The organism is Xanthomonas sp. NCPPB 3174, assembly GCF_056725205.1.
This window is the reverse complement of the sequence record NZ_CM161517.1, coordinates 1,983,082-2,008,978: the sequence shown is the minus strand read 5'-3', so window position 1 is coordinate 2,008,978 and position 25,897 is coordinate 1,983,082. Positions and strand designations below refer to the sequence as shown.

At 70.1% G+C, this 25,897-nt stretch carries 25 protein-coding genes; 15 read left to right on the top strand and 10 right to left on the bottom strand.

Annotated features, from left to right (window positions below; genetic code table 11):
* Nucleotides 1–40: 40 nt before the first annotated feature.
* From AC1PK7_RS08800 to AC1PK7_RS08790, 3 genes are all read left to right on the top strand, one after another.
* Nucleotides 41–928, top strand: coding sequence for an RNA polymerase sigma-70 factor (locus AC1PK7_RS08800; protein WP_371181729.1), 888 nt, complete (start codon nucleotides 41–43; stop codon nucleotides 926–928).
* Nucleotides 929–1,013: 85 nt separating this feature from the next.
* A complete protein-coding gene (locus AC1PK7_RS08795; RefSeq protein WP_481100513.1) occupies nucleotides 1,014–1,454 on the top strand; it encodes a carboxymuconolactone decarboxylase family protein in 441 nt (146 codons plus the stop codon).
* 286 nt (nucleotides 1,455–1,740) lie between these two features.
* Nucleotides 1,741–2,643: a dimethylarginine dimethylaminohydrolase family protein gene (locus AC1PK7_RS08790; protein WP_420009613.1), complete on the top strand. Its 903-nt coding sequence runs from the start codon at nucleotides 1,741–1,743 to the stop codon at nucleotides 2,641–2,643.
* Between the two features lie 125 nt (nucleotides 2,644–2,768).
* Here the strand turns inward: AC1PK7_RS08790 and AC1PK7_RS08785 are convergent, their stop codons facing one another.
* Entirely contained in the window at nucleotides 2,769–3,029 is a 261-nt protein-coding gene (locus AC1PK7_RS08785) for a hypothetical protein (protein ID WP_420009612.1), read from the bottom strand.
* Between the two features lie 149 nt (nucleotides 3,030–3,178).
* On the opposite strand from AC1PK7_RS08785, the gene AC1PK7_RS08780 reads away from it, so the two are divergent.
* The 3 genes from AC1PK7_RS08780 (at nucleotide 3,179) to AC1PK7_RS08770 (ending at nucleotide 6,363) form a co-directional block, all read left to right on the top strand.
* The gene (locus tag AC1PK7_RS08780; protein WP_420009611.1) at nucleotides 3,179–5,062 is read left to right on the top strand and encodes an ABC transporter ATP-binding protein; all 1,884 of its coding nucleotides are present in this window, start codon (nucleotides 3,179–3,181) and stop codon (nucleotides 5,060–5,062) included.
* Between the two features lie 25 nt (nucleotides 5,063–5,087).
* The gene (locus tag AC1PK7_RS08775) at nucleotides 5,088–5,486 is read left to right on the top strand and encodes a hypothetical protein (protein WP_209244665.1); all 399 of its coding nucleotides are present in this window, start codon (nucleotides 5,088–5,090) and stop codon (nucleotides 5,484–5,486) included.
* Nucleotides 5,487–5,583: 97 nt separating this feature from the next.
* Nucleotides 5,584–6,363, top strand: coding sequence for a ferredoxin--NADP reductase (locus AC1PK7_RS08770; protein ID WP_026143480.1), 780 nt, complete (start codon nucleotides 5,584–5,586; stop codon nucleotides 6,361–6,363).
* A gap of 240 nt (nucleotides 6,364–6,603) precedes the next feature.
* Here the strand turns inward: AC1PK7_RS08770 and AC1PK7_RS08765 are convergent, their stop codons facing one another.
* Nucleotides 6,604–7,095: a glutathione peroxidase gene (locus AC1PK7_RS08765; protein WP_295860276.1), complete on the bottom strand. Its 492-nt coding sequence runs from the start codon at nucleotides 7,093–7,095 to the stop codon at nucleotides 6,604–6,606.
* A gap of 330 nt (nucleotides 7,096–7,425) precedes the next feature.
* Between AC1PK7_RS08765 and AC1PK7_RS08760 the strand changes: the two genes are divergently transcribed.
* The gene (locus tag AC1PK7_RS08760) at nucleotides 7,426–9,612 is read left to right on the top strand and encodes a M3 family metallopeptidase (RefSeq protein WP_481100512.1); all 2,187 of its coding nucleotides are present in this window, start codon (nucleotides 7,426–7,428) and stop codon (nucleotides 9,610–9,612) included.
* Nucleotides 9,613–9,790: 178 nt separating this feature from the next.
* Here the strand turns inward: AC1PK7_RS08760 and AC1PK7_RS08755 are convergent, their stop codons facing one another.
* Together AC1PK7_RS08755 and AC1PK7_RS08750 are read right to left on the bottom strand one after the other, a co-directional pair.
* Nucleotides 9,791–10,573 carry a hypothetical protein gene (locus tag AC1PK7_RS08755; RefSeq protein ID WP_481100511.1) on the bottom strand — a complete coding sequence of 261 codons (783 nt, stop codon included), beginning with the start codon at nucleotides 10,571–10,573 and terminating at the stop codon, nucleotides 9,791–9,793.
* 104 nt (nucleotides 10,574–10,677) lie between these two features.
* The gene (locus AC1PK7_RS08750) at nucleotides 10,678–11,958 is read right to left on the bottom strand and encodes a S8 family serine peptidase (protein WP_420009608.1); all 1,281 of its coding nucleotides are present in this window, start codon (nucleotides 11,956–11,958) and stop codon (nucleotides 10,678–10,680) included.
* A 108-nt stretch (nucleotides 11,959–12,066) separates the two neighbouring features.
* Between AC1PK7_RS08750 and AC1PK7_RS08745 the strand changes: the two genes are divergently transcribed.
* On the top strand, nucleotides 12,067–12,600 hold the full coding sequence (locus AC1PK7_RS08745; protein ID WP_481100510.1) for an RNA polymerase sigma factor: 534 nt from the start codon (nucleotides 12,067–12,069) through the stop codon (nucleotides 12,598–12,600).
* Nucleotides 12,597–13,379, top strand: a complete 783-nt coding sequence (locus tag AC1PK7_RS08740) for an anti-sigma factor (protein WP_420009606.1) — start codon at nucleotides 12,597–12,599, stop codon at nucleotides 13,377–13,379. Before AC1PK7_RS08745 ends, AC1PK7_RS08740 begins: the two co-directional genes overlap by 4 nt.
* Nucleotides 13,380–13,575: 196 nt before the next feature.
* Here AC1PK7_RS08740 and AC1PK7_RS08735 read toward each other — a convergent pair whose 3' ends face one another.
* The 3 genes from AC1PK7_RS08735 to AC1PK7_RS08725 form a co-directional block, all read right to left on the bottom strand.
* Nucleotides 13,576–14,109: a MarR family winged helix-turn-helix transcriptional regulator gene (locus AC1PK7_RS08735; RefSeq protein ID WP_420009605.1), complete on the bottom strand. Its 534-nt coding sequence runs from the start codon at nucleotides 14,107–14,109 to the stop codon at nucleotides 13,576–13,578.
* Nucleotides 14,110–14,250: 141 nt separating this feature from the next.
* Nucleotides 14,251–15,084, bottom strand: a complete 834-nt coding sequence (locus AC1PK7_RS08730) for a DUF3298 and DUF4163 domain-containing protein (RefSeq protein ID WP_420009604.1) — start codon at nucleotides 15,082–15,084, stop codon at nucleotides 14,251–14,253.
* A 104-nt stretch (nucleotides 15,085–15,188) separates the two neighbouring features.
* Complete coding sequence (locus AC1PK7_RS08725) at nucleotides 15,189–15,473, bottom strand: GNAT family N-acetyltransferase (protein WP_420009603.1); 285 nt, start codon at nucleotides 15,471–15,473, stop codon at nucleotides 15,189–15,191.
* 229 nt (nucleotides 15,474–15,702) lie between these two features.
* On the opposite strand from AC1PK7_RS08725, the gene AC1PK7_RS08720 reads away from it, so the two are divergent.
* The gene (locus tag AC1PK7_RS08720; protein WP_420009602.1) at nucleotides 15,703–15,909 is read left to right on the top strand and encodes a hypothetical protein; all 207 of its coding nucleotides are present in this window, start codon (nucleotides 15,703–15,705) and stop codon (nucleotides 15,907–15,909) included.
* Nucleotides 15,910–16,058: 149 nt separating this feature from the next.
* Here the strand turns inward: AC1PK7_RS08720 and AC1PK7_RS08715 are convergent, their stop codons facing one another.
* Both AC1PK7_RS08715 and AC1PK7_RS08710 read right to left on the bottom strand, forming a co-directional pair.
* Nucleotides 16,059–16,694 (bottom strand): rhomboid family intramembrane serine protease, encoded by a 636-nt coding sequence (locus AC1PK7_RS08715; protein ID WP_010343836.1) that lies wholly within the window; start codon nucleotides 16,692–16,694, stop codon nucleotides 16,059–16,061.
* A gap of 8 nt (nucleotides 16,695–16,702) precedes the next feature.
* Nucleotides 16,703–18,259, bottom strand: a complete 1,557-nt coding sequence (locus AC1PK7_RS08710; protein WP_481100509.1) for a POT-type proton-dependent oligopeptide transporter — start codon at nucleotides 18,257–18,259, stop codon at nucleotides 16,703–16,705.
* A gap of 168 nt (nucleotides 18,260–18,427) precedes the next feature.
* Between AC1PK7_RS08710 and AC1PK7_RS08705 the strand changes: the two genes are divergently transcribed.
* The 3 genes from AC1PK7_RS08705 to AC1PK7_RS08695 all read left to right on the top strand — a co-directional run bounded on the left by AC1PK7_RS08705 (nucleotide 18,428) and on the right by AC1PK7_RS08695 (nucleotide 23,589).
* Nucleotides 18,428–20,200 (top strand): M14 family metallopeptidase, encoded by a 1,773-nt coding sequence (locus tag AC1PK7_RS08705; protein ID WP_481100508.1) that lies wholly within the window; start codon nucleotides 18,428–18,430, stop codon nucleotides 20,198–20,200.
* 76 nt (nucleotides 20,201–20,276) lie between these two features.
* On the top strand, nucleotides 20,277–22,529 hold the full coding sequence (locus AC1PK7_RS08700; RefSeq protein ID WP_481100507.1) for a beta-glucosidase family protein: 2,253 nt from the start codon (nucleotides 20,277–20,279) through the stop codon (nucleotides 22,527–22,529).
* Nucleotides 22,530–22,701: 172 nt separating this feature from the next.
* On the top strand, nucleotides 22,702–23,589 hold the full coding sequence (locus tag AC1PK7_RS08695; protein ID WP_481100506.1) for an endonuclease/exonuclease/phosphatase family protein: 888 nt from the start codon (nucleotides 22,702–22,704) through the stop codon (nucleotides 23,587–23,589).
* A 401-nt stretch (nucleotides 23,590–23,990) separates the two neighbouring features.
* Here the strand turns inward: AC1PK7_RS08695 and AC1PK7_RS08690 are convergent, their stop codons facing one another.
* Nucleotides 23,991–24,602, bottom strand: a complete 612-nt coding sequence (locus AC1PK7_RS08690; RefSeq protein ID WP_010340242.1) for a superoxide dismutase — start codon at nucleotides 24,600–24,602, stop codon at nucleotides 23,991–23,993.
* 294 nt (nucleotides 24,603–24,896) lie between these two features.
* On the opposite strand from AC1PK7_RS08690, the gene AC1PK7_RS08685 reads away from it, so the two are divergent.
* Nucleotides 24,897–25,367: a guanyl-specific ribonuclease gene (locus AC1PK7_RS08685; protein ID WP_481100505.1), complete on the top strand. Its 471-nt coding sequence runs from the start codon at nucleotides 24,897–24,899 to the stop codon at nucleotides 25,365–25,367.
* Nucleotides 25,364–25,807 carry a barstar family protein gene (locus AC1PK7_RS08680; protein WP_420009596.1) on the top strand — a complete coding sequence of 148 codons (444 nt, stop codon included), beginning with the start codon at nucleotides 25,364–25,366 and terminating at the stop codon, nucleotides 25,805–25,807. The genes AC1PK7_RS08685 and AC1PK7_RS08680 overlap by 4 nt, the downstream gene beginning before the upstream one ends.
* Nucleotides 25,808–25,897 lie beyond the last annotated feature (90 nt).

Below are 25,897 nucleotides of genomic sequence, written 5' to 3'. Positions count from 1 at the left end.
CCGCTGTCACGCCGGCACGCCCTGTTCCGTCCTGGTCGTCATGACCCACGATCCGACCTTCGAATCCCACCGCGCCCGGCTGTTCGGCCTGGCCTACCGCCTGCTCGGCAGCCGCGCCGACGCCGAGGACACCGTGCAGGACGCCTGGCTGCGCTGGCAGGCCAGCGACCGCGGCGCGATCCGCGACCCCGAAGCCTGGCTGGTGACCGCCACCACCCGGCTCGGCCTGGACCGCCTGCGCGCGGCGCGCAGCGCACGCGTCCACTACGTCGGGCCGTGGCTGCCCGAGCCGCTGGAGATCGCCGACGCAGAAGACGCTGACCCGGCCGAGCGCCATGACCGCGCCGAGCAGGTGTCGCTGGCCTTCCTGGCGTTGCTGGAGCGGCTGAACCCGCACGAGCGCGCGGCGTTCCTGTTGAAGGAAGCGTTCGACTACGACTACGCGCAGATCGGCCGCACCCTGGAGCGCAGCGAGGCCGGCTGCCGGCAACTGGTGCACCGGGCGCGCGAACGGCTCGGCCATGGCCAGGCGCGCTTCGCGGTCACGCCCGAGCGCCACCGCCAGTTGCTGGAGCGCTTCCTGCACGCCTCGCAGCGCGGCGACCGCGCCGCCATCGTCGCCCTGCTGCATGCCGACGCGCAGTTGCGCTCCGACGGCGGCGGCAAGGTCACCGCCAGCCTGCGCCCGCTGCACGGCGCCGAGCGCATCGGTCGGCTGTACTGGGCCGTGGCGCGGCGCGACCTGGGCCTGCGGGCGCGGATCGGCACGGTCAACGGCGAACCGGCGATCCTGCGTTTCCTGGGGCCACGGCTGCACTCGGCGACGGTGCTGGTGATCGACGGCGAGCGCATCGCCGAGGTGCTGACCCTGATGAACCCGGACAAGCTGCCGACGCCGACGGCGCGACCTGCAGCCAGCCGCGACTGACCTGCGCCGGCGCTGTCACGCCGGGACGCGCCGCCGCGTCCTGGAGGGGAAGGCGGCCATGGTGGCCGCCATGCTTGGACCCACCATGCCTTTCCATCGCATCGACTACACCCGCCACGAACCCGAGGCGTACCGCGCCCTGCTCGGCGCCAGCCAGCAGGTCCACGACGGCACGCTCGGCAGCGCCCTCACCGAACTGGTGTTCCTGCGCGTCTCCCAGCTCAACGGCTGCGCCTACTGCATCGACATGCATGCCACCGCCCTGCGCAAGGCCGGTACCGAACCACGCAAGCTCGACACCCTCGCCGCCTGGCGCGACAGCCGCTTCTTCGATGCCCGCGAGCGCGCCGCGCTGGACTGGGCCGAGGCGCTGACCACGCTACCCGCCGGCGCGCCGCCGCAGGTCGTGTACGACGCACTGACGGCACAGTTCGACCCGGCCGGGATCAGCGCGCTGACCATGGCCGTGGCGGTGATCAACGCCTGGAACCGATTGGGCGTGGGTTTGCAGCCGACGCTGCCGTAAGGGCGCTGCGCGCCGGGATTGGGGATTCGGGATTGGGGATTCGGAGGCAGGATCGCGTAGTCGGCAAGGATGCATAGCATTTCAAAACTCCCGAATGCTCACCGCTGGACGCACGACCACGCATGCCAACACCAGGCAAACCCAGCGCGCGCGGCTCTGCTTGGACGAATCACCAATCCCGAATCCCCAATCCCCAATCCCGCTGGCGTACGCCACCAATCCACCGACATGTCCCCGCAACACGCCGCCGCTAGCGTGGCGCGCATCCCCGACGCGGAGCGCGCGCATGATCGAGAACGTCCTTGCTGTCGGCCTGGCCGATGAGACCGACCTGGCCCTCGCTTCCCCCGAACCGCACTCCCGCGCCGGCGCCAGCTACCGCCACCGCCTGCTGATGTGCGCGCCGCAGCACTTCGCGGTGGACTACGTGATCAATCCCTGGATGGAAGGCAACGTGCACGCCGCCAGCCGCGAGCGTGCGCAGGCGCAGTGGAATGCGCTGGTGGCTGCCGCGGAAGCGGCCGGTGCGCGCGTCGATTGCATTGCTGCCGCGCCGGGCCTGCCGGACATGGTGTTCAGCGCCAACGCCGGCCTGGTGCTCGGCGACCGCTTCGTGCCCAGCCGCTTCCGCCACGCCGAGCGCCGCGGCGAAGAAGCCCTGTTCACCGCCTGGTGCCGCCAGGCCGGCCTGCGCATCCAGGAACTGCCCGAGCAGGTGTATTTCGAAGGCGCCGGCGACGCGCTGCTGGACCGCGGCGCGCGCCGGCTGTGGATGGGCCACGGCCACCGCAGCGACCTGGCCGCCGCGCACGAGCTGACCGACCTGCTGGACATCGAGGTGGTGCCGCTGCGCCTGGTCGACGCACGCTTCTATCACTTGGACACCTGCTTCTGCCCGCTGCGCGACGGCTACCTGCTGTACTACCCGGCCGCGTTCGACGCCGCCGCGCAGCAGGCGATCGCCCAGCACATCCCGGCCGCACGGCGCATCGCCGTCGGCGAGGCCGATGCCCTCGCCTTCGCCTGCAATGCCGTGGACCTGGACGACACCCTGCTGCTCAACCGCGCCTCGCCGGCGCTGTGCGCCGCACTGGCCGCGATCGGCTACCGCGTGGTGCAGACCCCGCTGGACGAATTCCTCAAGGCCGGCGGCGCGGCCAAGTGCCTGACCTTGCGGCTGGACGAGTAAGCCGAAAGGCTCCCGCGAGCCGCACAATCGGCCCCTCTCCCACCGGGAGAGGGGTTGGGGTGAGGTGCGGGACACCGCATGATACGGCCGTGGCACCGAGCAGACCTGCCAACGCTAACCCGCCATCAGCCCAGACTGAGCACCGCATCGAGCACATCGCGCCATAGCTGACCGAGGTCGATGCTGCCGCGACCGCCGAACAGGCGAAACAGGCTGTAGCCAATCGCGAAGGCGACATAGGACAGCGTCAACACCACCATGGTCGCTTCGCCCCACCGCAGCAGCGCGGCGGCGACCAGGACGAAGACCGCGCAACCGAGCAGTTCGCGCCACCACGGCAGGTGCGCGCGCAGGCGGGCGACGGCACGCGCGACGGGATCGAACATGGCAAGGGCCTCGGCTGGACGTCGACGAGGCTACCCCATGCCCCGCCCTGAGAAAGCGCGCGCCAGCCACCCGGGTCAGCGCCGGTGCAGCCTTCGTCGCCGCGCAGCCCACACTCCCCGCGCACACCCGCCCCCGGCACAATGCGCCGATGGCCTCCACCTCCCCCTCTCATGGCGGCGCCCGCGCCGCGTCCCGCACCGGTCCGAGCCTGCGCGAACGCTTCGACGCGATGCGCAATCTGCCGCCGTTCCTGCGCCAGATCTGGCAGACCAGCCGCTGGCTCACCCTCAGCAGCATCGGCCTGCGCGTGCTGCGCGCGCTGCTGCCGGTGGCCTCGCTGTACGTCGGCAAGCTGATCATCGACGAGGCCATCCACCTGGTGGCGCAATCGCCCGGCTTCGATTCGCTAGGCCAGGCCCTGGCCAGCGGCCGCCTGAACCGGCTGCTGGAACTGCTGGGCCTGGAGCTGGCGCTCGCGATCGCCTCGGACCTGCTCGGGCGGCTGGTCAGCTATGCCGACACGCTGCTGTCGGAGCTGTTCAACAACACCACCAGCGTGCAGTTGATGGAGCATGCCGCGCAACTGGACCTGGAGGATTTCGAGGACCCGGAGCAGCAGGACCGGCTCGACCGCGCGCGGCGCCAGACCATGGGCCGGATGAACCTGATGAGCCAGTTGTTCGGCCAGGTGCAGGACGCGATCACCGTGGTCAGCTTCGCGGTCGGCCTGCTGGTTTACGCGCCATGGCTGATCGCCCTGCTGGCGGTGGCGCTGGTGCCGGCCTTCATCGGCGAGGCGCACTTCAACGCGCTGGGCTACTCGCTCAACTTCCAGTGGACGGCCGAGCGCCGCCAGCTCGACTACCTGCGCCAGCTCGGCGCCAGCGTCGAGACCGCCAAGGAAGTGAAGATCTTCAACCTGCACAACTTCCTGATCGCACGCTACCGCGCTTTGGCCGACCGCTACTTCCAGGCCAACCGCGCGCTGGCGCGCAAGCGCATGCTGTGGGGCACGCTGCTGGCGGCGCTGGGCACGCTGGGCTACTACGGGGCCTATGGCTACATCGCCTGGCGTACCGTGCGCGGCGACTTCAGCATCGGCGACCTGACCTTCCTGGCCGGCAGCTTCCTGCGCCTGCGGCAGTTGCTGGAAGGCCTGCTGATCGGCTTTTCGCAGGTGGCCGGGCAGGCGCTGTACCTGGACGACCTGTATTCGTTCTTCCGCATCGTCCCGGAGATCCGCACCCGCCCCGGCGCGGTGCCGGTGCCGCGGCCGATCCGGCAGGGCTTCGTGTTCGAGAACGTCGGCTTCCGCTACCCGGACGCCGAACAGTGGGCGGTGCGGCACCTGGACTTCGCCCTGCGCGCCGGCGAAGTGCTGGCCCTGGTCGGCGAGAACGGCGCCGGCAAGACCACCCTGGTCAAGCTGCTGGCGCGGCTGTACGACCCGGACGAGGGCCGCATCCTGCTCGACGGCCGCGACCTGCGCGACTACGACCTGGACGACCTGCGCGCCAACCTCGGGGTGATCTTCCAGGATTTCGTGCGCTATCACTTCAGCGCCGGCGAGAACATCGGCGTCGGCCAGGTCGACGCACTGGACGACGCGGCGCGGATCCGCGCCGCCGCGCAGCGGGCGATGGCCGCCGAGTTGATCGACGGCCTGCCGCAGGGCTACGCGCAGGTGATCGGGCGCCGCTTCAAGACCGGCGTGGACCTGTCCGGCGGGCAGTGGCAGAAGATCGCCATCGCCCGCGCCTACATGCGCGACGCGCAGGTGATGATCCTCGACGAGCCGACCGCCGCGCTGGACGCGCGCAGCGAATTCGAAGTGTTCCAGCGCTTCAAGGAGCTGTCGGACAACCGCACCGCGGTGCTGATCTCGCACCGCTTCTCCAGCGTGCGCATGGCCGACCGCATCCTGGTCCTGGCCGACGGCCGGATCGAGGCCAGCGGCACCCACGACGAACTGATGGCGCAGGGCGGCCGCTACGCGGAACTGTTCGAACTGCAGGCCGCTGGGTATCGTTAGCCCGTCCGCCCCTTCCGACACCGCCATGCTCCGTACCCTGCCCTGCCTGTTCGCCGCCGCCCTCGCTGTCCCGGCGCTCGCCGCTCCCGCCGCGGACACGCCGGCGCCATCCGACTACGCCGCGGCCAAGGCCCTGGCCGACCGCGACGAAGCCGGCCTGCCGGCGGCGATGGAGGAACGCCTGCAGACCCTGCAACGCGCGGCGCTGGACGAGGGCGTGGCCAGTTGCGCCACGCCGCGCCCGGACACCTCGCCGTTCACCGTGGTGGTGCAGGTGCAGGCCGACGGCAGCGTCGGCGCCAGCTGGCGCAATGGCACCACGCCGCTGGCCCTGTGCCTGGAGCGCTTCCTGCGCCAGCGTCCGCTGCTGGCGCCGCCGCAGGCGCCGTTGTACCTGTCCTACGAGGTCTCGTTCGAGAAGTGAGCCATCGTCGTGATCGGCCCCTCAAATGAGATTTGATCTCATTTGAACCGGCATGGGGTAGAATGACCGCCGTTCCTTCCCCATCACGATCAACGGCATGTCTTCCGCTTTTGGCCCCGAAACGGTGCTCGATGTCCGCCACTGGACCGAGGACTACTTCAGCTTCACCACCACCCGCAACGACGGCTTCCGTTTCGACAACGGCCAGTTCGTGATGATCGGCCTGGAGACGGAGACGCGGCCGTTGCTGCGCGCCTATTCCATCGCCAGCGCCAACTGGGAAGAGCAACTGGAGTTCTTCAGCATCAAGGTGCCGGACGGCCCGCTGACCTCGCGCCTGCAGCACATCAAGCCCGGCGATTCGGTGCTGGTCGGCAAGAAGCCCACCGGCACCCTGCTGATCAGCGACCTGCACCCGGGCCGCCACCTGTACCTGCTGGGCACCGGCACCGGCCTGGCGCCGTGGCTGTCGGTGATCAAGGATCCGGAAACCTACGAGCGCTTCGACAAGGTGATCCTCACCCACGGCGTGCGTTTCGAGAAGGACCTGGCCTACCGCGACTATTTCGAGAAGGAACTGCCGCAGCACGAGTTCCTCGGCGAGACCATCCGCGAGAAGCTGCTGTACTACCCGGCGGTGACCCGCGAGGACTTCCGCAATCGCGGCCGCCTCACCGAGTTGCTCGAGAGCGGCGAGATGCAGCGCACCCTCGGCCTGCCGCCGCTGAATCCGGAACACGACCGCGCGATGATCTGCGGCAGCCCGCAGATGCTGGCCGACCTGCGCCACACCCTGGACGCGCGCGGCTTCGTCGCCTCGCCGCGCATCGGCTCGCCGGGGCATTACGTGTTCGAGCGCGCGTTCGTCGAGAAATAAACCGCTGCGCTTTGCCTGTCGTAGGAGCGGCTTCAGCCGCGACGGGCACTACCGGTAAAGCATCGCGGCTGAAGCCGCTCCTACCGGCATAAGCGACACGGCAACAGATCAAAGCTAAATAATGGGGAATATTTTGTGGGAGGGACTTCAGTCCCGACGCGTTTAGCTGAAAAGCGTCGGGACTGAAGTCCCTCCCACAAGAGCACTATCCCAGCAGCTTGGAGTCCCCAGGTTGCCTACTCACCCCAGCGCCCGCTCGATCTCGTCGGCCAGCGCTTCCGGCTTGTCGGTCGGCGCATAACGCGCCAGCACCTGGCCATCGCGCCCGACCAGGAACTTGCTGAAATTCCACTTGATCGCGGCGATGCCGAGCAGCCCGGATTTCTGCTGCTTGAGCCAGCGCCACAGCGGATGCGCGCCGTCGCCGTTGACCTGCACCTTGGCGAACATCGGGAAATCGACGTCGTAGCTGAGCGAACAGAACTGGCGGATCTCCGCGGCATCGCCCGGTTCCTGATGGCCGAACTGATCGCAGGGAAAGCCCAGCACCACCAGCCCGCGCTCGCGATAGCGCTGCCACAGCGCCTGCAGCCCCGCGTACTGCGGGGTGAAACCGCACTTGGAGGCGACGTTGACGATCAACAGCACCTTGCCGGCGTACTCGGCGAGCGGCTGCTCCTGCCCGTCCAGGGTGGTCGCGGTGAAGGCGTAGGCGGTGGTCGGCGTGTCCATGGGTCCTCGTGGCGCGGCGCGCCGTAGCGGCGCTGGTTCGACGCGATGCTACGCGGTGGCCGCAGGCGTCGCCAGCGGGCCGGAGCCGATGCGCGAGGCCGCGTTGCAGACGTCCGCGCGAACCAGCCAAACACCGCCAGCGCACCACCGAGGCGGGCCTGCACCGGCACAACCCCGCAGGAGAGCGCACTACATCAACGTTCACGCCAGATGCCGCAAAGCCCTGGGAAATAAGCGCCTATGCTGCAGCGCTCCCATGGCTTTCGTCACGGGTCACGCCTGCCGGCCTGGGGTAGCCTGCCCGATCACCATGATTGCGGATACCGCTTGATGACCTCTCGCCTCGCCCTTGCCCTCGCCGCCACGCTCGGACTCGCCATGCCCGCCTACGCCGCTCCGGCCACCACGCCCACCGCCGCCACGGCGACCACGCAGGCCAATCCGTTCTTCGCCGAAAGCCCGCTGCCGCTGCACTACCCGCAGTTCGACAGGATCAAGGACAGCGATTTCGCGCCCGCGTTCGACGCCGGCATGGCGCAGCAGTTGCAGGAAATGCAGGCCATCGCCGAGCAGACCGCCAAGCCGACCTTCGACAACACCATCGTGGCGATGGAGAAAAGCGGGCAGGTCCTGGACCGCGCCACCACCGTGTTCTTCAACCTGGTCGGCGCCGACACCAACGACACCCGCAAGAAGCTGCAGGCCGAGTACGCCGGCAAGCTGGCCGCGCACCGCGATGCGATCGCGCTCAATCCCAAGCTGTTCGCGCGCATCCAGACCCTGTACGACACTCGCAACCAGCTCGGCCTGGACGCGGAAGGCGTGCGCCTGATCGAGAAGTACCACAGCGACTTCGTCCGCGATGGCGCCAAGCTCAACGACGCCGACAAGGCCAAGCTCAAGGCGATGAACGCCGAACTGGCCGAACTGGGCACCAAGTTCAGCCAGAACGTGCTGGCCGAAGTGAACGCCGCGGCGGTGGTGGTGGACGACGTCAAGCAGCTCGACGGCCTGTCCGACGCGCAGATCGCCGCGGCCGCCGAAGCGGCCAAGGCGCGCAAGCTCGACGGCAAGTACGTGATCGCCCTGCTCAACACCACCGGCCAGCCGCCGCTGGCCCAGCTCAAGGATCGCGCGCTGCGGCAGAAGATCTACGAGGCCTCGGTGTCGCGCGGCAGCCACGGCGGCCCGTACGACAACACCGCGCTGGTGTCGCGGATCATGACCCTGCGCGCCGACCGCGCCAAGCTGCTCGGCTATCCGAACCACGCCGCCTACTCGCTGGAAACCCAGACCGCCAAGACCCCCGAAGCGGTCAACGCCATGCTCGGCAAGCTGGCCCCGGCCGCGGTGGCCAACGCCAAGCGCGAGGCCGCCGACCTGCAGGCGATGATCGACCAGGAGCAGAAGGCCGCCGGCAAGCCCAGCTTCAAGCTCGAGGCCTGGGACTGGGCCTACTACACCGAGAAGGTGCGCCAGGCCAAGTACGACTTCGACGAGTCCCAGCTCAAGCCCTACTTCGAACTGAAGAACGTGCTGGAAAACGGCGTGTTCTACGCCGCCAACCAGGAGTACGGGCTGACCTTCAAGCAGCGTACCGACCTGCCGACCTACCGCGACGACGTGCTGGTCTACGACGTGTTCGACGCCGACGGCAGCCAGTTGGCGATCTTCATCGCCGACATGTACGCACGCGAGTCCAAGCGCGGCGGCGCCTGGATGAGTTCCTACGTGTCGCAGTCGGCGCTGACCGGCGACAAGCCGGTGGTCGCCAACCACCTCAACATCCCCAAGCCGCCCGCCGGCCAGCCGACCCTGCTGACCTGGGACGAGGTCACCACCGCGTTCCACGAGTTCGGCCACGCGCTGCACGGCATGTTCTCGAACGTGAAGTACCCCTACTTCGCCGGCACCAGCGTGCCGCGCGACTTCGTCGAGTTCCCCTCGCAGGTCAACGAGATGTGGGCCGACGATCCGGCCATCCTCAAGCACTACGCCAAGCACTACCAGAGCGGCGCGCCGATGCCGCAGGCGCTGCTGGACAAGGTGGTGGCCACCGCCAAGTTCAACCAGGGCTTCGCCACCACCGAGTACCTGGGCGCGGCCATGCTCGACCAGCGTTGGCATCAGCTCAGCCCCGGCCAAGTGCCGCCGGCCTCGGGCGTGATGGACTTCGAGGCCAAGGCGCTGGCGGCCGACGGCATCGCCTACCCGCCGGTGCCGCCGCGCTACCGTACGCCGTACTTCAGCCACATCATGGGCGGCTACGCGGCCGGCTACTACGCCTACATCTGGTCCGAGGTGCTGGACGCCAACACCCAGCAGTGGTTCAAGCAGCACGGCGGGCTGAGCCGCGCCAACGGCGACCGCTTCCGCAAGACCCTGCTCTCGCGCGGCGGCAGCGTCGATGCGATGCAGTTGTTCCAGGACTTCGCCGGGCACGCGCCGCAGATCGAGCCCTTGCTGGAGAAGCGCGGCCTCAACGCCGCGCCGGCGACGACGCCTGGCGCACGCTGAGGCGCACTGCGGTGCGGCCCCCGGCCGTGCCGCGACGTCGCGACGACGTCGTTGGGACGCTCCCACGACCAACCCGCACGACGCAGAACGCACGACGCCCGGCTCAGCCGGGCGTCGTGTTTTTCAGCCTGCCGTCGCGATGGCGACGCGCGGTACATTGCGCGTGGCCGTCAGCGGCTTACTGGCCGTCGCTGGAGGCGTTGATGCTGGCCCCCAGCGACGCATTGCCCCCGGCCTGCCCCTGCGCCTGACCGCTACCGGCCTGCGCACCGCCCTGGCCGCCCGCACCGGCCTGGCCCGACACCGACCCGCCATGCGTGCCCGCGCTGTGCGAGGCGCTGCCGCTGGCCGCACCGTTGGCACTGCCGCTGCCGGACAGCGCCGGCACCGTCGGCAGGTTGCCGCCGCTGGCGGCGCCGTTGCCGCTGCCGTTACCGGCCGCACGCGACGCAGCACCGTTACCGGTCACGCCATCGACTGCACCGGCGGCATTGCCGGCGGTCGACAGCGCCGCCGTGGGGTTGGCCGCGCTGGTCGCCGCGCCGAGCGCACCGTCGGCCTGGCCCATCGCACTACCGGCCGCGCTGCGTGCCGCCGCACTGCCGTTGGCCGCGGCATTGCCGGCCAGCGTGCGGCCTTGGTTCACCGCAGCGCCGGCGGTCTGCGCCGCACCCTCGGCGGTGGCCGCGCCACGCGCCGCCGCCCGCTGCGCCGCCATCCGCGCACGCTGCGACGACTGCTCGATGCCGCTACGCGCGGCATCCAGCGGCACTCCGGCGTCCAGGCGGCCGGCGCCCATGCCGTTGCCGCCGAGGCTGCCGCCCCCCAGGCCGCCCAGGGTGCCATTGACGGCACCGCCCACGCTGCCCGCACCACCCAGCAACTGCGCGCCGGCCACGCCCGGGATCAGCGCCACCGACGCCACCAGCACCGCGCTCGCCAACAGAGTCTTGCCGTTCATCGCATTCTCCTCGTGTCGCCGCAGGCCATCTGCGGCTCTCATGTTTCCCTACGAGTCGAGTGGCGCAGAACATCCCGTACAGGTCGGACGCAGACAGAATGCGTTCAGCCGCCCGGGGCGCGCTGTAGCGCCAAGTCCGCACCGAGCAGGCCGGCGCCGTACACCGGATCGGCTCCGGGCGCACCGAGATCGCGCGCCTGCGCCTGCAACTGCGTGCGTAGCTTCGCGGCCGCCTGCGGATGCGGCTGCGACAGCGCCTGCGCCGCCAGCCGCGCCACCAGCGGCGCCGCGAAGGAGGTGCCGCGCTGCGTCTGCCAGCGGCCCTGCGGCGCGGCGGCGATCAATTCGCCGACCGCGGCGAAGGCCACCTGCGGCCCACGCCCCGCCTCCGGCAAGACCCGCCCACGCGCATCCACCGCGGTGACACCGATCACGCCGGGATAGGCCGCGGGGTATAGCGGCGGTGCCGCCGGGCCGTCGTTGCCCACCGCCGCGACCAGCACGTGCCCGCGCGCGAGCATGCGCTGCACGGCGAGCTGCAGCGCGCGGTTGGGGCCGCCGATCAGGCTGATGTTGATCACCGGCACCTGCTGCTGTGCCATCCATGCCAGTGCCCCGACCAGTTCGACCACGGTGCCGCCATCGGCCTGGCCGCAATAGATGTCGGCCGCATACAGGGTGCGCGCGAACGGCCCGTGCGCCACCGCGCGTCCGGCCAGCAGCGAGGCGACGGCGGTGCCATGCGGCTGCGCGCGCACCTGCCCGTCGCAGCCCCAGGTCTGCACCTGCACGCCGGCCAGCGCCGGATGCGCGGCGTCCACGCCGCTGTCGATCAGCCCGACCACGAAGCTGCCCGTCGCGGCGCCAGCGGCTGCCGGAGCGGCTGCCGGAGCGGCGGACGCGCTGGCTGGCGCCGGTGGCGCCGCCGCCGATCCGCTGTAGACGTGGTTGTAGTCGTACTCGCCCTGCGGATCGCGCTCGCGCAGTTGCTGCAGGGCGCGGCGCGTGGACAGGCCCGACGGCACCTGCAGCACCACCAGGCGCAGGCCGAATTCGCCGAAGCTGCGCTGCTCCAACACCACGAAGCCGGCCGTCTGCGCCGCCTGCAGCGCCGCCGGCTCCGGCTCCAATGCCACTACCTGCCCGCGCATCACCACCGCGCCGCCTTCGTCGCGCTCCAGCCCGCGCGGATCGCTGCGCAGCAGCGCCTGCAGGCGTTTCAGCCGCAGCCGTTCGAGATCGCCGCGCGCATCCTGCAGCGATTCTCCCAACCGATTCATGCCGCCCTGCATGCCCTGGGTGACGTCCTGCACCAGCCCGCCCGCCGACGGCAACGCCAGTTGCGCCAACGCCGGTGTCGCCACCGCCAGCCATGCCACGGCCATCCAGCGCATTCGCCTGCCCGTCGCCATGCCCCGCTCCGTTGTCCGCCCCTGTTGGCGTGCCACACTAATCCTGCCATCCCGACCCGCCGTGAACGCCGCGCCGCGCCCATGGAAGAAAACGCCTCCGCCGCACGTATCCCCCACATGCACGCCGATCCCACGGCCGCCGTCGGCGACGGCATCTGTACCCTGCTGCCGCACTTGCGGCGCTTCGCGCGTGCCGTCGCCGGGCATCGCGAGGACGCCGACGATCTGCTGCAGATCGCGATCGAACGCGCCCTGCGCCGCGCCGCGCAATGGCGACCGGAGACGCCGCTGCAGTACTGGCTGTACGGCATCATCCGCCACGCCTGGATCGACGAGGTGCGGGCGCAGCGGCGACGGCGGCAGGTGTTCGTCGATGCCGCCGAGGGCGAACACGTCGGCGACACGCCGCTGGAGCGGCAGCAGGACTGGATGGCGGTGCAGGCCGCGATGGCCGGCCTGCCCGAGGACCAACGCCTGGCGATCGCGCTGGTGCTGATCGAAGGCCTGTCCTACAAGGATGCCGCGGCGGTGCTGGAGATTCCGCTGGGCACACTCACCAGCCGGCTCGCGCGCGGACGCGAAGCGCTGCAGGCGTCACTGGAGGCGACCGCATGACCACCACGATCGATTCACTCACCCTGCAGGCCTACGCCGACGGCGAACTGGACGCGGCGCAGGCCGCGCAAGTGGAAGCGGCGCTGCGTACCGACCCGCAGTTGGCGCAGGCCCTGGAGCGGCTGCGCAACCTGCAGGCGCGGCTGCGTGCAGGCTTCGCGCCGGTGCTGGACGAACCGGTACCGGCGCGCCTGCTCGCCGCGGCGCGCGCACGGCCGGCCGACGCGCCCGACCAGGACGCCGCTGTCGCAGCGCGGCCGCCCTCGCCCATCCATGCGACGGCGCAGGCGAGCCGGCCGACGCCGCTGCGGCCGCGTGCGCGCCGCCGCTGGGCGCTGCCGGCGGGCTTGGCGGCGGCGCTGCTGCTGGGGCTGTGGATCGCGCAGCGGCAATTGCCGCAGGGCGCCGCGCCGGGCCCCACGGTCGCGGCCACCCAGGGTGGAGTTGCCGAGGGCGCGTTGGCGCAGGCGCTGACGCAGCAGTTGTCCGGCCAGCCCCAGGGGAGCGTGCGCATCGGCCTGAGCTTCCGCGATCGCGACGGCCATTACTGCCGCACTTTCGCCATGCCGCGCGCCAGCGCCGGCCTGGCCTGCCAGCGCGACGGCGCATGGCAGGTGGAATTGCTGGTGCCCGCCGGCGAACGCAACGACGGCGGCGGCATGCGCATGGCGGCCAGCCCGATGCCGGCCGCCGTGCTGCAGGCGGTGGATGCGCGCATCGCCGGCGAAGCGCTGGATGCCGACGGCGAACAGCAAGCACGCGCGCACGGCTGGCGCTAGCAACAGCCCGACGCCCTGCCTGCTTTGGGAGGGACAACGCGCCTCGGCACAGCGCCGAATCGCCCGGGACGCGTCCCGTAGGAGCGGCTTCAGCCGCGACGCGCGTTTCCGATGAGCCTGTCGCGGCTGAAGCCGCTCCTACGGCGCACATCGCATCCCGCTCGATTGCCGCGGACGCAATGTCTCCGAGGTGCCCTCAGGGCAGCGCGGCCGGCGTCTTCGCGCCGGCGGCAGCGTCGAGGCCGTCGATGCCGGCCAGCATCTTCTTCAGCAGCGCCTCCAACTGCTGCTGCTCGCCCGCATCCAGTGCCGCGGTTTCCGCATCCAGGAACGCGCACACATCCGGCAGCAGCCGCTCGATCAGGGCGATGCCGGCCGGCTGCAGGGTCAGCGTGACCTTGCGTCGATCTTCCGGACTGGCCGTGCGCGACAGCAGCCCCTTGCTGCACAGGCTGTCGGTGAGGCGGGTGATGTTGGCCGGCTTCTCGCTGGCGGCCTCGGCCACCTCGGTGGGAGTGATGCACTGCTCGGGCGTGCCGTACAGCATCATCAGGATCTCGTATTCCGGCGGGCTGATGCCGTACGCCTTGAGCATGCCGCTGGCGTTGGCATGCACGCGCTTGTACAGATGCTTGACCAGGCGGACCAGCACGGCAGGCTCGCGCGGGAACGCGGGATAGCGTGCGCAGGTGTGCGCGACACGCCGCTCGGTCTGATCGAAACTGCCCATGAGGAAATCGCGTGCAAGTGGGGTAGCCGCCAATGCTACCCATTGCGCATCGCCCCGACGAGGGCATGCGTTGCGTTCCGGCACGCTGTCGACGCGATGCACCGCACGCCGTTGCCGACGCGCGTGCGCGCCGGCGACCGCTCAGGTGGCGAATAGAGGTGCGTACTCCGGCGCCACCAGTTCGCGCAGCACGCTGGCCGGCACGTCCACGGTCTGCGTGCCATCGGCATACGGCCCCACCTGGTACGGCGGGAACACGAAGCGCAGCGCGGTGATCTTGCCCGCCGCGTCGACCAGCGGCTGGAACTGGCTGAAATTGCCGGGCTGCGGCTCGGTGCCTTCGGCAATCATCTTGCTGGCGCTGCGCACCTGCTCGTCCTGATCCTCCGGCGGCACCTGCTCGGCATCGACCCGCGTCTGCACCGCCTGGCGCAGTTGCGCGGCGACATAGCCGGCCACCGGCTTCCAGTGCGACGCATCGGGGATCAGCGTCTCGGCGGTGAGCATGCGCTGCTGCTGCGGCAGCCACACCCAGCGCGCCACCAGCGGTTCGCCGTGCGCGCCGCCGGTGTAGCGGCTGCCGTCGGCGCTCAGCGCGACCAGATCCGGGCGCTCCAGCAGCATCTCGAACTGCAGCGACAGTTCGTAGGGCGCGCGCGGACGATCGTTGCCGAGCCCGTCGACCGCTTCCATCAGCTCGCTGCGCGCGCTCTGTGCGTAGCGGTTGGCCGCGTCGGCCAGACCCGGGTAACGGTTGATCGACGGCGGGAAGGTGATCCCGACCACATAGCTGGGGCTGTGTTCGACGATGTCCTTCAGTTCCGGCGGTGCGGTCTGCGCCTGCTCCGGCGCCGCCGGCGCGGCGGCCTCGCTCTGTGCCGGCGCCGCGGCGGGCGCCGGTGCGGCGGCCGGTTCCTCGCGCTTGCAGCCGGCCAGTGCCAGTGCCGCCGCGACCGCCAGTGCCGTCCATGCCATCCGCCCGTTGCCCATCGTCTCTGCCCTGCTCACGTCGACTGCCCCTGTTCCTGCAATGCCCATGGAAGTGGCGCGCATTATCGCGCCGTTGCGATGCCGCCCGCTCAACCGAGCAGCGCGGCGTACTGCGGATGCCGCTGGATGAACACCGCCGCGTACGAACACGCCGGCACCACCTTCCAGCCTTGCGCCTGCGCGTGGTCCAGCGCGGCGATCACCAGTTGCGCAGCCAGGCCGCGCCCGCCGATCGGGCCAGGCACCCCGGTGTGGGTGATGACCATGCGCTGCTGTTCCAGCACGTAGTCGAGCTCGGCGCGGTGGCCGTCGACCTCCAGGGTGAAGCGCCGCTGTTGCGGATCGTGCGCGATCGGGACGTTGGCTGCGGACATGGGCAAAGAGGTGTGGCGCGGAAAGCGCAGTGTCCGCTGCCGCTCGCCGCGACCATGTGAAGCACCTGCCCCAACGCGTCATGCCTTCGACGCGGCGCGTCAGCCGTCCGCCGCTCGACTCTTACCGCTCAAGTCGCGCCGCGCGCCGCCGATAACCCCGGGACAGGCCGAAAACCTGGCATGGGAGTTGCAACTCCCGTCACGCAGCGATCCAACAGGAACCACGCGCATGAGCGAGAACGAGAGCAAATACGACCTGGGCGACCACAACGCCTCCCTGCTGGAAGGGCTGTTCCAACTGTCGGTGAGCGGCGACCAGCAGGGCGGCGAGTTCCAGCAACTCGACGACGAGGTCTACCAGCGCCTCAAGCGCACCTACGAGAACGCCGCCATCGGCAGCGCCAAGGTGCAGTTGCGCGGGCAGCAGACCCGCTGAACCCGAAGGGCGGCCCAACGGACCGCCGCCTGCCCAAGCGCGATGCGTGCCCACGACCGCATCGACGCCACGGCGCCCAGCCCGCGCAGCGAACCAGGCACGCACCGATCCGGCGCCGCACTCCCGTGCAGGCGCCGCGGCGCCACGGATCAGCCGCGGCCGAAGCGCGGGTTGGCCAGCTCGTCGAGGAAGTGCTGCAGCACCGACGGCTCCATGATCAGCAGGAACATCACGCCGAACGCTGCGCCGGCCAGGTGCGCGCTGTGGTTGACGTTGTCGCCGCCGCGGCGGTCCATCCAGATGCTGTAGCCGACATAGAACACGGCGTACAGGATGGCCGGGATCGGAATCGGGATGAAGAAGAAGAAGATCCCGGTCCACGGCGCCATCAGGATGAAGGCGAACAGCACCGCCGACACCGCGCCAGACGCGCCCAGGCTCATGTAGTTGGGGTTCTTCTGGTTCTTCAGGTAGCTGGGCAGGATCGAGACCACCAGCGCCGACAGGTAGAACAGCGGATACACCAGCATGTTGCCGGTGTGCCGCTCCATCAGCACCTCGATCGGGCCGCCGAAGAAATACAGCGTGACCATGTTGAACAACAGGTGCGGGAAATCGGCGTGGATGAAGCCGTAGGTCACCAGCCGGTCGTACTGCTTGTGGCGGTCGATCGCCGGTGGCCACAGGATCAGCCGGTCGAGCAGCCGGCGGTTGTTGAACGCCGCCCACGACACCAGCACGGTGAGGACGATCAGGATCAGGTTGACGGGGGTGACGGAGGGCATGCGGGGTCTCAGGCGGGGCGGTAGTGGTCGACCATGCGGTAGCGGCGCGCGTACAGCCCGAACAGCAGTGCGGCGATGCAGGCGAAGGCGGCGAAGAAGAACATCAGGAAGGCGGTCTCGCTGAGCCCGGTGCTGCCGATGTGCGCAGTGACGCGGTCATTGCGCACCGCGGCGTTGGACAGCAGCACCCACAGGTTGCCGACGGTGGTGGTGAGGTTCCAGAAACTCATCACCACGCCCTTCATCGACTGCGGCGCCTGGCTGTAGGCGAACTCCAGGCCGGTCGCCGAGACCAGCACTTCGCCGAAGGTCAGCAGCGCATACGGCAGGATCTGCCAGGCGATGGACAGCGCGTCGCCGCCGTCCATCATCACCTGCAGCGTCCCGACCACGATCCAGGCCAGGCCGCTGAAGGCGATGCCGGCGGTCATCCGCCGCAATGCGGTGGGCTCGTAGCCGCGCCGGCGCAGCAGCGGGTACAGCACCAGGTTGTTGAACGGGATCAGCAGCATCACCAGCGCCGGATTCAGCGCCTGCATCTGCGAGGCGCTGAACCAGTCCGGCATCTGCATCTGCTGGCCCTGCAGCACCCAGGTCGAGGCCTTCTGGTCGAACAGCGAGAAGAACGGGGTGACCAGCGCGAACACCACCAGCACCCGCAGCACCGCGCGCACGCCGTCCACCGCCGCATCCGGATGCACCGCGCGGGCGCGTTCCAACTGCCACCAGGTGCCGCCGCCGATGCCGGCCAGCAGCAATACCAGCGCCAGGCACAGGCAGATCACCAGGCCCAGCGCCGGCACCAGCGCGAAGGTAGCCAGCGCCAGCAGCACCGCCACGCCAGCCAGGGCCAGCCCGGGGCGGCCCTGCCCCGGCGCCTGCCGCAGCAGCGCGGTGCGCACCACCTGGGCAAAGCCGTGCGGATCCTTGGGCGGCAACGGCACGCGCACGTAGCGGTGGCGCCCGGCCCAGAACACCAGGGTGGCCACCAGCATCAGGATGCCGGGAATGCCGAACGCCCACGCCGGGCCCAGGTTCTTCAGCGCCAGCGGGATCAGCAGCGAGGCGAACAGCGAGCCGAAGTTGATGATCCAGTAGAAGGCGTCGAACACCACCTTGGCCAGATGCTTGTTGCCCTGGTCGAACTGGTCGCCCATGAACGAGGCCACCAGCGGCTTGATCCCGCCCGCACCCAGCGCGATCAGGCCCAGGCCGAGGAAAAAGCCGGTGCGATGGCCCTCGAACAGCGCCAGGCACAGGTGTCCTACGCAGTAGACCAGGCTGAACCAGAGAATGGTGTTGTACTTGCCGAAGAAGCGATCGGCCAGCCAGCCGCCGAGCAGCGGGAAGAAGTACACGCCGATCATGAAGCTGTGCATGATGTGCTTGGCCTCGGCCTCGCGGCCGGGCGCGGTCACTTCCTGCAGCAGCAGCGAGGTGATCAGGAACTGCACCAGGATGTTGCGCATCCCGTAGAAGCTGAAGCGCTCGCAGGCCTCGTTGCCGATGATGTACGGAATCTGCCGCGGCATGCGCGCGGCGCTTCGCTCCTGCGCCGCGCTCATGCGGCGTGTCTCGTGGTGGCTTGGCTGCTCACGGGCCCTCGTCCAGGCAAAATTTTCAGAAGGTTACCCGATCGTTCCGGCGAATCGAACCGCTAGGGCGTGTCCTAGGTGCTTTCGCAATCGGCGCGCTGCCCGCATCATGGTGGCCTGTCCCGAGACGGTGCCGAGATGATCCGACCCTGGCTGGCCACCCTGCTGTTGCCGATGCTGCTGTGCAGCATGCCGTCGCTGGCCAGCGAGACGGGCCTGTCCACCGAAGCCGAGCGCAGCGGGTTCGCGCGCACCGGCCGCTACGCCGAAACCATCGCCCTGTGCGATGCGTTCGCGCAGCGCTATCCGCAGGCGGTGCGCTGCTTCGACTTCGGCACCACGCCGGAAGGCCGGCCGATGAAGGCGCTGGCGGTGTCCACCTCCGGCGCGCTGGATCCGGCCGCCGCGCAGGCGCGCAAGCTGCCGGTGGTGCTGATCCAGGGCGGCATCCACGCCGGCGAGATCGACGGCAAGGACGCCGGTTTCCTGGCGCTGCGCCAGTTGCTCGACGGCCAGGCCGCGCGCGGCGCGCTGGACAGGCAGGTGTGGCTGTTCGTGCCGGTGTTCAACGTCGATGGGCACGAGCGCTTCGGCGCCTGGAACCGGCCCAACCAGCGCGGCCCCGAGCAGATGGGCTGGCGCACCACCGCGCAGAACCTCAACCTCAACCGCGACTACGTCAAGGCCGATGCGCCGGAGATGCAGGCGATGCTGCGCCTGGTCGAGCAGTGGGATCCGCTGCTGTACGTGGACCTGCACGTCACCGACGGCGCGCAGTTCGAGCACGACGTGTCGATCCAGGTGGAACCGCTGCACGCCGGCGACACCGCGCTGCGCGGCGACGGCCTGCGCCTGCGCGACGCCGTGCTCGCCGACCTGAAGCGGCAGGGCTCGCTGCCATTGCCCTATTACCCCTCGTTCGTGGTCAACGACGACCCGGTCTCCGGCTTCGAGGACGGCGTGCCGACGCCGCGCTTCTCGCACGGCTATTTCCAGCTGCGCAACCGCTTCGGCATGCTGGTCGAGACGCATTCGTGGAAGCGCTACCCCGAGCGCGTGCGCATCACCCGCAACACCATTGTCTCAGTGCTGCAGCAAGTCGCGCGGCACGGTGCGCAGTGGCGCGCCGACGTGCTGGCCGCCGACGTCCGCGCGCAAGCGCTGGGCGGCAAGACCGTGGCGCTGGACTACCGCACCACCGACGCCTCGCACCTGGTGGACTTCCGCGGCTATGCCTACACGCGCACGCCCTCGCCGGTGTCCGGCGCGCTGATGACCCGCTATGACGAGCGCACCCCGCAGATATGGCGGGTGCCGCTGCGCGACCAGGTCGTGCCCAGCGTGGAAGTCGCCGCGCCGCGCGCCGGCTACCTGGTGCCGGCCGCGCAGGCCGCCCTGGTCGGCGCCAAGCTGCGCCAGCACGGCATCGCCTTCCGCACCCTGGACCACGACGCCACCCTGCCGGTGCAGACCTTCCGCGCCGACACTGCCAGCTTCGCCGCCCGCTCGTCCGAAGGCCACCAGCGGCTCAGCGTCACCGGCAACTGGAAAGCGGAAACCCGCGCGGTCGGCGCCGGCGCGCTGTTCGTGCCGATCGCCCAGCCCAAGGCACGCCTGTTGATGACGCTGCTGGAACCGCAGGCGCCGGACTCGCTGCTGCAGTGGGGCGAGTTCAACAGCGCGTTCGAGCGCGCCGAGTACATGGAAGACTACGTCGCCGAGGACGTGGCGCGACAGATGCTGGCCAGCGACCCGGCGCTCAAGGCGGAGTTCGAGGACAAGCTCGAACACGACGCGGACTTCGCCAAGGATCCGCAGGCGCGGCTGGAGTTCTTCTACCGCCGCCACAGTTCCTGGGACGAGCGCTACCGCCTGTACCCGGTCATGCGCAGCGACGAAGCCCCGTCCTGAGCGCGGTTCCGCCCTCCCCCCGACTCCCCCCAGATGCGCCTTCCCTTTATCTGCTGAAGAGGCTGTACGCCCCGATATGAAAACGTTTACAGGATCCCTTTGCCTGACCCTGGCGCTGGCCGCGCCCGCCACCGCCGCACCGCCGGCGACGGCCAAGAACGCCGCCTCCGCGCCGAACGCCAGCGCCGCTGCGCAGCGTCCGTGGAACGACCGCAGCCTGTCGCCGGACCGGCGCGCCGCGCTGCTGGTGCAGGCGATGACCCCGGACGAGAAGTTCCAGATGCTGCACAGCTACTTCGGCCTGGGCAAGGACGGCGGCCCGCGTCCGCCGGGCGCGCTCGGCTCGGCCGGCTACGTGCCGGCGATCGACCGCCTGGGCATCCCGTCGCAGCAACTGGCCGATGCCGGCCTCGGCGTGACCAATCCCGGCAACATCCGCCCCGGCGACCACGCCACCGCGATGCCCTCCGGCCCGGCCACCGCCGCCACCTGGAACCGCGAACTGGCCTTCGCCGGCGGCGCGACCATGGGCCGCGAGTCCTGGCAGCAGGGCTTCAACGTGCTGCTGGCCGGCAGCGTCAACCTGCAGCGCGACCCGCGCAACGGCCGCAACTTCGAGTACGCCGGCGAAGATCCGCTGCTGGCCGGCACGATGGTCGGCGAATCGATCCGCGGCGTGCAGAGCCAGCACGTGGTCTCGACCATGAAGCACTTCGCGATGAACGACCTGGAGACCGGGCGCAACACTCACAGCGCCGACATCGGCGAGCAGGCCATGCACGAGTCGGACCTGCTGGCCTTCGAGCTGGCGCTCAAGATCGGCCAGCCCGGCTCGGTGATGTGCTCCTACAACCGCATCAACGGCGTGTACGGCTGCGAGAACGACTACCTGCTCAACAAGGTGCTGAAGCAGGAATGGAAGTTCCCCGGCTACGTGATGTCCGACTGGGGCGGCGTGCACAGCGGCTCCAAGGCCGCGCTGGCCGGCCTGGACCAGCAGTCGGCCGGCGAAGTGTTCGACAAGGCGGTGTTCTTCGACCAGCCGCTGCGCATGGCGGTGGCCGCCGGCACCGTGCCGCAGGCGCGCCTGGACGACATGGTCAAGCGCATCCTGCGCGCGTTCTTCGCCACCGGCAGCTTCGACAACCCGCCGCAGCACCAGCCGATCGACGACGCGGCCGGCGGCCTGGCCGCGCAGCGCGTGGTCGAGGAAGGCACGGTGCTGTTGCGCAACGAGGGCAAGCTGCTGCCGTTGTCGCGCGACGTGCGCCGCATCGCGGTGATCGGCGGCCATGCCGACAAGGGCGTGATCGGCGGCGGCGGTTCGTCGATGGTCGGCGTCACCGTCAACGGCGGCAACGCGGTGCCGGGGATCGCCCCGACCACCTGGCCCGGCCCGGTGATGTTCCATCCGTCCTCGCCGCTGCAGGCACTGCGCAAGGCCCTGCCCGACGCGCAAATCGACTACGCCAGCGGCGACGATCCGGCGGCGGCGGCCAAGCTGGCGCGCGAGGCCGACGTGGCCATCGTGTTCGCCACGCAGTGGTCGGCCGAGTCGGTGGACCTGCCGGACATCGCCCTGCCCGACAGTCAGGACGCGCTGATCGCCGGCGTGGCCAAGGCAAACCCGAAGACCGTGGTGGTGCTGGAGACCAACGGCCCGGTCGCGATGCCGTGGCTGCAGCAGGTGCCGGCGGTGCTGGAAGCCTGGTACCCGGGCATCCGCGGTGGCGAAGGCCTGGCGCGACTGCTGCTGGGCGAAGTCAACCCGTCCGGTCGCCTGCCGGTGACCTGGCTGCGCGACGTGTCGCAACTGCCGCGCCCGTCGATTCCCGGCCTGGGCTTCAAGCCGGCGCAACCGGCCGGCAGCAACGTCGACTACAACATCGAAGGCGCCAACGTCGGCTATCGCTGGTTCGCCGCGCGCGGCCTGGAGCCGGTGTATCCGTTCGGCTACGGCCTGTCCTACACCACGTTCGCCTACAGCAACTTCAAGGTGCAGGCCGACGGTCGCCATGTCGTCGCCAGCTTCGACGTGCGCAACACCGGCGACCGCGAAGGGGCCGACGTGCCGCAGCTGTACCTGCGCCTGCCGCAGGGCCACCACACCCCGATCCGCCTGGTCGGCTGGGACAAGGTGCTGCTGAAGCCGGGCGAGAGCCGCCACGTCAGCATCGTCGCCGAGCCCAAGACCCTGGCCGACTACGATCCAAAGAAGCGCCACTGGCACATCGTCGCCGGCGACTACGAGCTGCTGCTCGGCCGTTCGGCGACGCAGGTGGAGGCGCGCGCGCCGCTGCACCTGAAGGACGGCGTGCTGCAGCACTGAGCGAGGACCGTGGCGTGCGCGCCGCGGCCCGGCCCCGCCTCCGCGCCTGCGCGCATCGGAGGCGGGGCGATGGTCGTCGTTGCCACCTGCGCAACATCGATTGTGTGGCGGACGCCGCAGCGCTGCCGACTGTATACGTCCCTCTGAGGCCCCGCGCCGTAGCATCGTCCGCATGAACCTGCGCGTCTTCCAATGGCATCGCACCGGCTGGCTGTTGCTGGCCGTGGCGGCATTGGCACACGCGCAGGCGTTACCGGACGCGATGCCGACGATCGCGGCACCCGCGGACAGCCCGCTCACCGTGGTCACCCTCACGCTGGCCGGCGATCCGCACGCGTCGCAGGACGGCGACGACTGGAGCGCACGCCGCGAGCGTATCGTCGTGGCCCTGCAACGCCTGCATCCCGACGCCATCGCGCTGCAGGAGGTGCTGCAGACGCCGGAGATCCCGAACCAGGCGCAATGGCTGGCCGCGCGCCTGGGCTACCACTGCCATTTCATCAGCCCCGACCCGCCGAGCCGGCCGCAACGCCGCGGCAACGCATTGCTGACCCGCCTGCCGGTGCTGGAGGAAGCCGAGACCCTGCTGCATCCGCTGGAGGACTACAGCGTGGCCGGCCTGGTACGGGTGGATCTGCACGGACAGCCGGTGAACCTGTACTTCACCCGCCTGCATGCCGCGCGCGACGGTGGCGCCAGCCGCCGCGAACAGGCCGAGGACCTGATGGCATGGATCGATGCCACCGCCGAGGGCGCGCCGTCGCTGCTGGCGGGTGGCTTCTTCGCCGCGGCGCGTGCGCCCGAGTTGGCGCCGTTGGCGACGCGTTTCGAGGACGGCAGCGTGCGTGGCGAATCGGCGCGCAACCGGATCGACGTGCGTGCGCCTGGCACCGCGGCCGCGGCCGACCACGTGTTCTTCGAACGCGGCCACTTCCGCCCGCTGCACGGCGCACGCCTGTTCGCACCGGCGCGGGAACTGCCCGCGGCGGGCGCACGCGGCCTGCTGATGGCGCTGCAGCCGCTCGACCCGGCGCCGGATCCGCTTCCGCCGGTGCAGTAGGACACGACGGCGTGCGCGCGTGCGTGCACCGTGCATTCGATGCCGCCTGGGATGGGGCGGCATCGGCCCGGGACGACCGGGCGGCGCTCCTCCCCTGATTCGTCACGCATCACCCATCTCGTAGGAGCGGCTTCAGCCGCGACCGCCTTCCACGGAACGCCTCGTCGCGGCTGAAGCCGCTCCTACGGATGCACCGCACCGCCGGGCGACGACGCAGCGACGCAAACGTGGCCCATCCAGCGCAGACCGCCATCGTCGTGAAGCATGCGGATCGCGCGCACGAAAATACGCCCCTTCCGCTCCTCCCCCCGGCACCTCCACCGACAGCGCTTTCGCATGGCACGCCCACAAAAAAAGGCCGGGCGAACCCGGCCTTTTTCTAGTACGGCGCTGGCGCGCGATCAGCCGATCGCGGCGTGGTAGCGGCGCTCCACTTCCTTCCAGTCGACCACGTTGAAGAACGCGCCGATGTAGTCCGGACGGCGGTTCTGGTACTTCAGGTAGTAGGCGTGCTCCCACACGTCCAGACCCAGGATCGGGGTGTTGCCCTCGAACAGCGGGCTGTCCTGGTTGGCGGTGCTTTCGACCACCAGCTTCTTGTCCGGGGTGACGCTCAGCCAGGCCCAGCCGCTGCCGAAGCGGGTCAGCGCGGCCTTGGTGAAGGCGTCCTTGAACTTGTCGAAGCCGCCCAGCTCGGCGTCGATCGCCTTGCCGACGTCGCCGCTCGGGGTGCCGCCGGCATTCGGCGCCATCACCGTCCAGAACAGCGAATGATTGGCATGGCCGCCGCCGTTGTTGCGCACCGGACCCTGCAGGTTCTCCGGCAGCGACTTCAGCTTGGACACCAGCGCCTCGATCGGCAGGTCGGCGTACTCGGTGCCTTCCAGCGCGGCATTGACGTTGTTGATGTAGGTCTGGTGATGCTTGGTGTGATGGATCTCCATCGTCTGCGCATCGATGTGCGGTTCCAGCGCGTCGTAGGCGTAGGGCAACTTGGGGAGGGTGTAGGCCATGCGGTTCTCCTGGACTTTCGCCGTCGAAAGGACGAGCGTTGCGTGAGCAATGGTAGGGACGGTCGGCGACCTTACCAAGGGCGCGGCTGGGGAAACATCGTCCCATCCCGCGGCGGCGGTGCCGGCCGGCCTGCGAATCGGCGCTTACCATGCCCCACGCCCCGGTTAGTCGGATGTGAATCGCCCGCGTCACGGTCGTGACCGGCGGCGTTTAGAGCCGGAACAGGCAGGCCGGCCCATACTGTGCACGAGGGCGCCTTGCTGCGCGCCGCCGCCGTTCCTGCAGGAGAGTCCATGCGCAAGCCCGTGCTGTTGATCGCCGCCATCGTGTTGCTGGTGGGCGGGCTGTGGGGCATCCGCGGGCTGCAGCATCCGCCGCACCAGCAATTCGCCCCCTCGCTCGACGCGGCCGCGCAGGCGCCGTACACCGCGCCCGGCAGATCTGCGCGCGCAGCCGACGCGGCAACGCCGAACCTGCCGGCGTTCCTGCCGCCCGAAGCGCGCGCCACGGTGGCGCTGATCCTGCGCGGCGGGCCGTTCCCGCACCGCCAGGACGGCAGCGTATTCGGCAACCGCGAGAACCGGCTACCGGCACAGCCGCGCGGCTACTACCGCGAATACACCGTCGATACCCCAGGCCTGTCGCATCGCGGTGCGCGCCGCATCGTCACCGGCGGCACGCCGCCGCAGGTCTGGTACTACAGCGACGACCACTACGCCAGCTTCCGCAGCTTCGAGGTCGGCGCGGTGAGGCCGACGCCATGAGCGGCTTCCCATTCGCGCTGAATCTCGCCGAGCCGGCCGCCTCCGGCGTCTACCGCGTCGCCAACCGCGACCTGGACAGCGTCGCCGCCCTGGCCCGCGACGCCGGCCTGCGGCTGTGCCGGATCGACCTGCACGGCTGCACCGGCAAGGCGATGCTGCTGATGCGTCTGGCCGCGCAACTGGACTTCCCGCCCGGCTTCGGCCGCAACTGGGACGCGCTCACCGACGGCCTGCGCGACCTGTCCTGGCTGCCCTCGCCGCGCGGCTACGCGCTGCTGCTGGAGGACGCCGGGCAGTTGCAGGCGGTGGCGCAGCCGGCCTTCGACGTGCTGCTGGAAATTCTCGACGACGTCGCCCGCGAGTGGGCGCAGGACGGCGTCAGCTTCGTCGCGTTCGTGGGTGGCAGCGAGGAACCGGAAGCGCCTGCGGAGTCCGACTGAGCGCAATGCGTAGGAGCGGCTTCAGCCGCGACCGGCCGTCGGAGCGATCGCCATCGCGACCGGCGTGCGAACTGATGCCATCGCTCACTA

Coding starts and splice junctions, on each gene's coding strand:
- AC1PK7_RS08720 (WP_420009602.1), top strand. CDS start 15,703: ATGAGCGAGAACGAGAGCAAATACGACCTGGGCGACCACAACGCCTCC.
- AC1PK7_RS08780 (WP_420009611.1), top strand. CDS start 3,179: ATGGCCTCCACCTCCCCCTCTCATGGCGGCGCCCGCGCCGCGTCCCGC.
- AC1PK7_RS08765 (WP_295860276.1), bottom strand. CDS start 7,095: ATGGACACGCCGACCACCGCCTACGCCTTCACCGCGACCACCCTGGAC.
- AC1PK7_RS08710 (WP_481100509.1), bottom strand. CDS start 18,259: ATGAGCGCGGCGCAGGAGCGAAGCGCCGCGCGCATGCCGCGGCAGATT.
- AC1PK7_RS08685 (WP_481100505.1), top strand. CDS start 24,897: ATGCGCAAGCCCGTGCTGTTGATCGCCGCCATCGTGTTGCTGGTGGGC.
- AC1PK7_RS08740 (WP_420009606.1), top strand. CDS start 12,597: ATGACCACCACGATCGATTCACTCACCCTGCAGGCCTACGCCGACGGC.
- AC1PK7_RS08715 (WP_010343836.1), bottom strand. CDS start 16,694: ATGCCCTCCGTCACCCCCGTCAACCTGATCCTGATCGTCCTCACCGTG.
- AC1PK7_RS08700 (WP_481100507.1), top strand. CDS start 20,277: ATGAAAACGTTTACAGGATCCCTTTGCCTGACCCTGGCGCTGGCCGCG.
- AC1PK7_RS08760 (WP_481100512.1), top strand. CDS start 7,426: ATGACCTCTCGCCTCGCCCTTGCCCTCGCCGCCACGCTCGGACTCGCC.
- AC1PK7_RS08755 (WP_481100511.1), bottom strand. CDS start 10,573: ATGAACGGCAAGACTCTGTTGGCGAGCGCGGTGCTGGTGGCGTCGGTG.
- AC1PK7_RS08800 (WP_371181729.1), top strand. CDS start 41: ATGACCCACGATCCGACCTTCGAATCCCACCGCGCCCGGCTGTTCGGC.
- AC1PK7_RS08775 (WP_209244665.1), top strand. CDS start 5,088: ATGCTCCGTACCCTGCCCTGCCTGTTCGCCGCCGCCCTCGCTGTCCCG.
- AC1PK7_RS08680 (WP_420009596.1), top strand. CDS start 25,364: ATGAGCGGCTTCCCATTCGCGCTGAATCTCGCCGAGCCGGCCGCCTCC.
- AC1PK7_RS08790 (WP_420009613.1), top strand. CDS start 1,741: ATGATCGAGAACGTCCTTGCTGTCGGCCTGGCCGATGAGACCGACCTG.
- AC1PK7_RS08730 (WP_420009604.1), bottom strand. CDS start 15,084: ATGGCATGGACGGCACTGGCGGTCGCGGCGGCACTGGCACTGGCCGGC.
- AC1PK7_RS08795 (WP_481100513.1), top strand. CDS start 1,014: ATGCCTTTCCATCGCATCGACTACACCCGCCACGAACCCGAGGCGTAC.
- AC1PK7_RS08705 (WP_481100508.1), top strand. CDS start 18,428: ATGATCCGACCCTGGCTGGCCACCCTGCTGTTGCCGATGCTGCTGTGC.
- AC1PK7_RS08735 (WP_420009605.1), bottom strand. CDS start 14,109: ATGGGCAGTTTCGATCAGACCGAGCGGCGTGTCGCGCACACCTGCGCA.
- AC1PK7_RS08785 (WP_420009612.1), bottom strand. CDS start 3,029: ATGTTCGATCCCGTCGCGCGTGCCGTCGCCCGCCTGCGCGCGCACCTG.
- AC1PK7_RS08695 (WP_481100506.1), top strand. CDS start 22,702: ATGAACCTGCGCGTCTTCCAATGGCATCGCACCGGCTGGCTGTTGCTG.
- AC1PK7_RS08750 (WP_420009608.1), bottom strand. CDS start 11,958: ATGGCCGTGGCATGGCTGGCGGTGGCGACACCGGCGTTGGCGCAACTG.
- AC1PK7_RS08770 (WP_026143480.1), top strand. CDS start 5,584: ATGTCTTCCGCTTTTGGCCCCGAAACGGTGCTCGATGTCCGCCACTGG.
- AC1PK7_RS08725 (WP_420009603.1), bottom strand. CDS start 15,473: ATGTCCGCAGCCAACGTCCCGATCGCGCACGATCCGCAACAGCGGCGC.
- AC1PK7_RS08690 (WP_010340242.1), bottom strand. CDS start 24,602: ATGGCCTACACCCTCCCCAAGTTGCCCTACGCCTACGACGCGCTGGAA.
- AC1PK7_RS08745 (WP_481100510.1), top strand. CDS start 12,067: ATGGAAGAAAACGCCTCCGCCGCACGTATCCCCCACATGCACGCCGAT.